Annotated in this window: 7 protein-coding genes; all 7 read right to left on the bottom strand. The window is 43.9% G+C overall.

All coding sequences use genetic code 11. From position 1 onward, the window contains the following. Positions 1–401: 401 nt before the first annotated feature. Complete coding sequence (locus VXK47_RS06750; RefSeq protein ID WP_435548007.1) at positions 402–1,367, bottom strand: HepT-like ribonuclease domain-containing protein; 966 nt, start codon at positions 1,365–1,367, stop codon at positions 402–404. After that, the gene (locus VXK47_RS06755; protein WP_435548008.1) at positions 1,364–1,672 is read right to left on the bottom strand and encodes a nucleotidyltransferase family protein; all 309 of its coding nucleotides are present in this window, start codon (positions 1,670–1,672) and stop codon (positions 1,364–1,366) included. The genes VXK47_RS06750 and VXK47_RS06755 overlap by 4 nt, the downstream gene beginning before the upstream one ends. A gap of 140 nt (positions 1,673–1,812) precedes the next feature. Next, entirely contained in the window at positions 1,813–2,076 is a 264-nt protein-coding gene (locus VXK47_RS06760) for a hypothetical protein (RefSeq protein WP_435548009.1), read from the bottom strand. 35 nt (positions 2,077–2,111) lie between these two features. Beyond that, the gene (locus VXK47_RS06765) at positions 2,112–2,546 is read right to left on the bottom strand and encodes a hypothetical protein (protein WP_435548010.1); all 435 of its coding nucleotides are present in this window, start codon (positions 2,544–2,546) and stop codon (positions 2,112–2,114) included. Positions 2,547–2,650: 104 nt separating this feature from the next. Further along, entirely contained in the window at positions 2,651–2,992 is a 342-nt protein-coding gene (locus tag VXK47_RS06770; RefSeq protein WP_435548011.1) for a hypothetical protein, read from the bottom strand. Between the two features lie 187 nt (positions 2,993–3,179). Next, positions 3,180–3,944: a hypothetical protein gene (locus tag VXK47_RS06775; protein ID WP_435548012.1), complete on the bottom strand. Its 765-nt coding sequence runs from the start codon at positions 3,942–3,944 to the stop codon at positions 3,180–3,182. Between the two features lie 71 nt (positions 3,945–4,015). Next, positions 4,016–4,948, bottom strand: a complete 933-nt coding sequence (locus VXK47_RS06780; RefSeq protein WP_435548013.1) for a sodium:calcium antiporter — start codon at positions 4,946–4,948, stop codon at positions 4,016–4,018. Positions 4,949–5,111 lie beyond the last annotated feature (163 nt).

Below are 5,111 nucleotides of genomic sequence, written 5' to 3' on the forward strand. Positions count from 1 at the left end.
AACTTTATCATCTCGTTCGACGTGGATATGATGCGGTTCATCATGATCACTGGCATAAAAAAAGAATCGATATGGGCCAAATCTGAATACAGTTGGCATTTAATCCACCTTCTTATGATTAATTATTGTTTAGCCCAACGGCGGAAATAACCCACGCCGCCGCCGGCCAAGGATAAAAAACGTAACTTACTCGGCGTTGGGTTCATTGATTTGTTATAAAACGATATCCGCCTTCAGCGCAAGTGGGTCAAGACTTACGCTTAATATCTTATGACAATGAGGGCATATAGACGTTTTGAACATTTTGGTTTTCCTTTATTATGTATTTTTTGTTTTATAACAATAAGCTAACCGGCGGGGCGATAGCCCCGTCCGGTTGAGCGCTTGGTTGGGCGGCATTTTTAAGCGATAATATCAAGTTCAAACTCGCTTGTTCCTAATGTGTCCAATTGTGGTAATAATCGAACCAAATGTGAAATTCTATCAGTCTCAGGTAAATCAGGAGCTATTTGTGAAATTACATCAAGAGCGAGTTGAATTTTAGCACGATGCAACTCTATTTTTAACTTTTCATTTTCAAGTCGTATTTTTTCTGCTTCTTGCCGTTGAAGTTCTGCCTCTGCTTTTATTTTTTCTGCTTCGGCTTTTCCTTTAACTGCGTTAACACGTTTGTTGAGTATATCTGCTTTTTTTGATTCAATTTCAGAATATTTTTCAACCTCTAAAAGTTTTGCCATAGATTGAGCATGTTTTCTTCTCCAAGGTATAATGACATCTCTTATTAACTCGGTCGCTTCAGTCGCCCCTTTTAAACTGACGCTTAATGGAGAATTTTGACTTATTGATTTTATTTCTACTTCCAAGTTATCATTCTTTTTGATTTCATTGATAATTTTTTGAATATCTGAAATTGCAATTAAATACGGATAAACAATTTTTCCTAAGTATCTTGGTGTAAGTGTAATATCTCTGTATGATTTAAGAGTGATCTTTATATACTTCCTTTCACTGATTCCTTCTTCGTCATTTAAGCGAAGTAACTTCCGTATTTCAGATTCAATAACAGGAAAATCTTTTTTTATCGTTTCCCACAGCACTTCAGGATTAATAGCTTTCTGATAAGGTAGATTTAACTTTCGAGTTATACTTACTAAATCATTCCATGGCAAATTTGGAAGCAATTTTCTTGAGTCAGAATCCAAATTCCTCGCATTTTTCCCAATTAACATAATTGATTGAGTTACAGCGAAAATTGTTTTATTGTCCGAAAGAAATTCATCTTTTGACATGTTTCTTATGAAATTTTTAGATAAAACAGTCGTGTCAAATATTTCTTTTAGAGTTTCTGTCGCTCTAATACTCTTCATATCTTTATTCTCTCTTTAAAAATTCGCTTATAAATTTCAGGTTTTAAAGAATTCTCCATTACCAAATCAACCTTAACTCCTATCAGATCAATTAGATAGTTTTCCATATTGATCAATGTCAATAGACTCGGAGTCTTAGTAAATGTAACCAATATATCAACATCACTGTAACGATTGTTATCTTTTCTTGCTACGGAACCAAAAAGATACATTGACTCAATATTATATCTTTTTTGGAGAAAATCATATTCTGTTCTCAATATATTCAAACAGAGAAGAGAATCTAATTTTCTATGATTGATCATGATCTGTTTGTTATTGCCGCCCAACGCTCAAATAACCGGTGCAAATGGAGCGCAGCGGAATTTGCATCCGAGTTAATTTGCCTTGTTCGGCTTTTCCACTTTCGACTTGCGAAACCGGTTCCAACCCCTTGAAGCCCAGCCTATTGCAGGTCGCGGCCGCAGAAGCGACAAACATTTGCTTCGGCTTTGATGACTTCTGCGCAATGCGGGCACTTCTTTCCCCCGGATGCAAGTGCCTTCTCCTCTACCGCTTTCGGGTTCGCCTTCATAAGCAGTGCGTGTGGAAGGGCAACAATGAATATCAAAGCACCATAGATCCAGAAGCCTACAAAGCTACGGCCTTTGCTCTGCGCAATCGCTGCCGGAATGAGGCCGATAATAACAGCTACAATGAACACTTCCATTTTCTACCTCTAATGGACTGATGTCGATTCACTTTTCAATAATTCCCGTTGATGCTAGCATTTTCCAGAGTTACCGCACAGGAACCCAACACGCTCATTACAGATTTGATTCTGCCGGAAAAACGAACCTTTTGATCCTTGCTGAATCGAGCCGCGACGCTTTTGTCAAGATCCTCGATATACACGTCTTGGACGGAGGCCGAGCCTGGAGGATCCATGTCGATCAAAATCTTATAGCCGCCGAGCCACTGCTCTTTCACGTCCGATATCCAGCCGGACCAACTTACGCTTTGGCCCTTCAGGGAATTACTGTAGTCGTCCCATGCGACGCTGGTCATGTTCTTCATATTCGATCGAATCGTCTCGAACTCGACCGCTCTTGCAGATAATGGAGCAGTCAGAATGAGGGTACCGATTAGAAGCACGTGGCCCAGTATAAACGAGATTCGCCTACCATTTTTTGACATCATTTTTGTCTCCTTTTTCTGTTTGTGCCGAACGACGGAAATAACCCACGCCGCCGCCGGCCAAGGATAAAAAACGTAACTTACTCGGCGTTGGGTTCATTGATTTGTTATAATTTTTCCGATTCAATTGCTTCCGTTTCCAGGTCAAAGAGGTCATTAGATACCCTGCATTCGAACCATTCTCGAAATAATTCGTAGCTCATATTTTGAGGCCATTCTTTTTTAATAGAATTCCAGCTCGACAGCTCATATTCAAAAATTTTAGAATAATATTGGGATATCACATGGTCTATTTCTTCGTCATATGCCCAATCTATGAGATAGATGTGATTTTCTTCTAATCTTTGATTAATATCTTCGTTGGAACTTTCGTTATACAAATTCGCCCATTCTACAAATGGATGCTTTGGGCTCACAATTATTGCGGATCGATTTGTAATTTCCTTCATTGTTTCACGAAATTATAATGCAGCGCATAAGCCGCTTGGCGGCCCGCAGAGCGACGTTAGGAGCGGCGCGGGTTGCCAAGTCGGCCTTCATGCGATTGTTAGCGAAATAGCTCTCCAATGTTTTTAGTACGACGACTAACCTTTGAACTCTGTCCTTTGATTGTACCCAATTGTAGGATGTCCTTTTTCAATTCGGCCAATTCGGTGTCGGGGCGTCAAAAATCCCCATTCTATCTTTGCAGAACGTGCCCTCTGGTGTCTTTACGCCGACGAAGTACGATTGTGCTGTGATATTCTGTTTCTCAAGAAATGCCATAGCCGCATCCTTGTTTGGTCCCTTGTAGAGACTGTAGGTTGCGGGAAACCCCATCGAAAGTCCCTTGACCTCACGGTCAAACGTGACCTCGTCACTCTCTACAACCTTGTCCTTTTCTCGGACGATGACTGCTTTGCCGTCCTTGAGCTGGATGCTATCGCCTGGCTTGATGGACTCGATCTGCTCGCTGGTCAAATCGAAGCCAGCCGCGGCAAGGAAATGGCGAGCATATCGCGGTCCCTCACCAGCATAGCCTAAGCTCATGAAATGAATGTCGTAATGACCCGTCCGCTGGCCGGAGTAAATCCTTGTCCCATCCCTGTAGCAAAACCAAATCTCAAACTTCGGGAAATGGCTGACGTAATCGACGCCAACAAGCGGGCCGTGCTTGGAGATCAAGTCTCTCGACATGCGCTCGTAAAATGGTTCTACAGGGCCGCCGTCATACTGCAATGTCCCCAAGGCCGCTCCCGCTCTCATCATCGGCTCCATGTTATCAATTGTGCCTGATAGGACGACATATCCCTTGCCGGTAGAAGCTGGCTGCGCCGAGGGCGGCGTTGGCACTGGTGCGATTTTGGGGGTCGCCGGTGCTGAAGGCTTCGAGCCGCCAAACAATTTTTTCCAGATGCTCATGATGGACTCCTTTCGCTAACGTTTGAGCTCAGGCCGCGGCCCGTCAGGGCCGTCGTGCCTGCAGCGAATTGTTATGCCGCGCCGCTCTGTAGAACAGTAGTAACGAGATAACCGATATACAAGGCTACTAGCAGCACCCCTCTCCTACGCTCTATGAACCCATTTCGGGGAGGAAATACAAATACTACAGCCAGAATCCCAAAGACCAATGTGGCAACCACATCTCTTAACGGAACAACGATGGGATGTATTAAGGCCGCGATGGCGATAATAAAAATCCCATTGAAAATGTTGCTGCCAAGAATAGTCCCCAGACCAACCTCGTCATGCCCTCTGAGCTTGGCGATGATAGTGGTAGCAAGTTCTGGGACAGAGGTTCCAATGGCGACAATTGTTGCACCAACAATGAATTCGCTGATTCCAAATGAGATGGCAATTTCCTTGGCACCAAGGACGATTAGATTGCCAGCCGAAATGAGCAACAACAGTCCTGCGACGCAGGACGCAATTATCAGCCGCTTTGAGTGTTCACCAAGAACTTCGCTGGAAGCGCTGCGCTGCATTCTTGCCTCAATAATTGCAGCGATAAGCCACGCAATAAACATACCGAGCATTAACGCGCCGTCGATTCTCGACAACACTCCATCCAGTAAAAGCACACCCGTAACTATCGGTATCAACAGAGCGACAGGAAGATCTCGCTTCACGCTGTCTCGAGGACTTTGTATTCCGGAGATGACCAACGCAAGCCCTAGGATAAGTGCCACGTTCACGACGTTACTACCAAGTGCATCCCCGAGGACGATTTGCGGCTTCTCTGCCAACGCAGAGCTAATTGATACCGACAATTCGGGACTAGATGTCGCGAAGGCTGCAACAGTTGCCCCTATAATTCCGGGAGAAATCCTCGCCAAACTCGCTAGGCCTACCGCACCTCTGACAAAAAGTTCACCTCCAATTCCCGCACAAATGATACCGATCGCCAACGCAACGTATTCGTTCATTACCACTTCACCTTCATAGCGGCATAACACAAAGTTCACCGGCCGGGAACACAAACCGGCTGTGTTTTAACCACGTTTAACTCAACCAAGGTTATTTGGAAAAAAGGCGCGGGTTCCCGGTCGAGTGTGTAACGCTTTGTTATCTTTTATGCAATCTTATTTA

Source organism: Desulfobacterium sp. N47, from assembly GCF_051233685.1.
Classification (GTDB): domain Bacteria; phylum Desulfobacterota; class Desulfobacteria; order Desulfobacterales; family RPRI01; genus RPRI01.

Bases quoted from the DNA above. Each gene is read 5' to 3' on its own strand.
- VXK47_RS06750 (WP_435548007.1), bottom strand. From the start codon at position 1,367: ATGAAGAGTATTAGAGCGACAGAAACTCTAAAAGAAATATTTGACACG.
- VXK47_RS06755 (WP_435548008.1), bottom strand. From the start codon at position 1,672: ATGATCAATCATAGAAAATTAGATTCTCTTCTCTGTTTGAATATATTG.
- VXK47_RS06760 (WP_435548009.1), bottom strand. From the start codon at position 2,076: ATGGAAGTGTTCATTGTAGCTGTTATTATCGGCCTCATTCCGGCAGCG.
- VXK47_RS06765 (WP_435548010.1), bottom strand. From the start codon at position 2,546: ATGATGTCAAAAAATGGTAGGCGAATCTCGTTTATACTGGGCCACGTG.
- VXK47_RS06770 (WP_435548011.1), bottom strand. From the start codon at position 2,992: ATGAAGGAAATTACAAATCGATCCGCAATAATTGTGAGCCCAAAGCAT.
- VXK47_RS06775 (WP_435548012.1), bottom strand. From the start codon at position 3,944: ATGAGCATCTGGAAAAAATTGTTTGGCGGCTCGAAGCCTTCAGCACCG.
- VXK47_RS06780 (WP_435548013.1), bottom strand. From the start codon at position 4,948: ATGAACGAATACGTTGCGTTGGCGATCGGTATCATTTGTGCGGGAATT.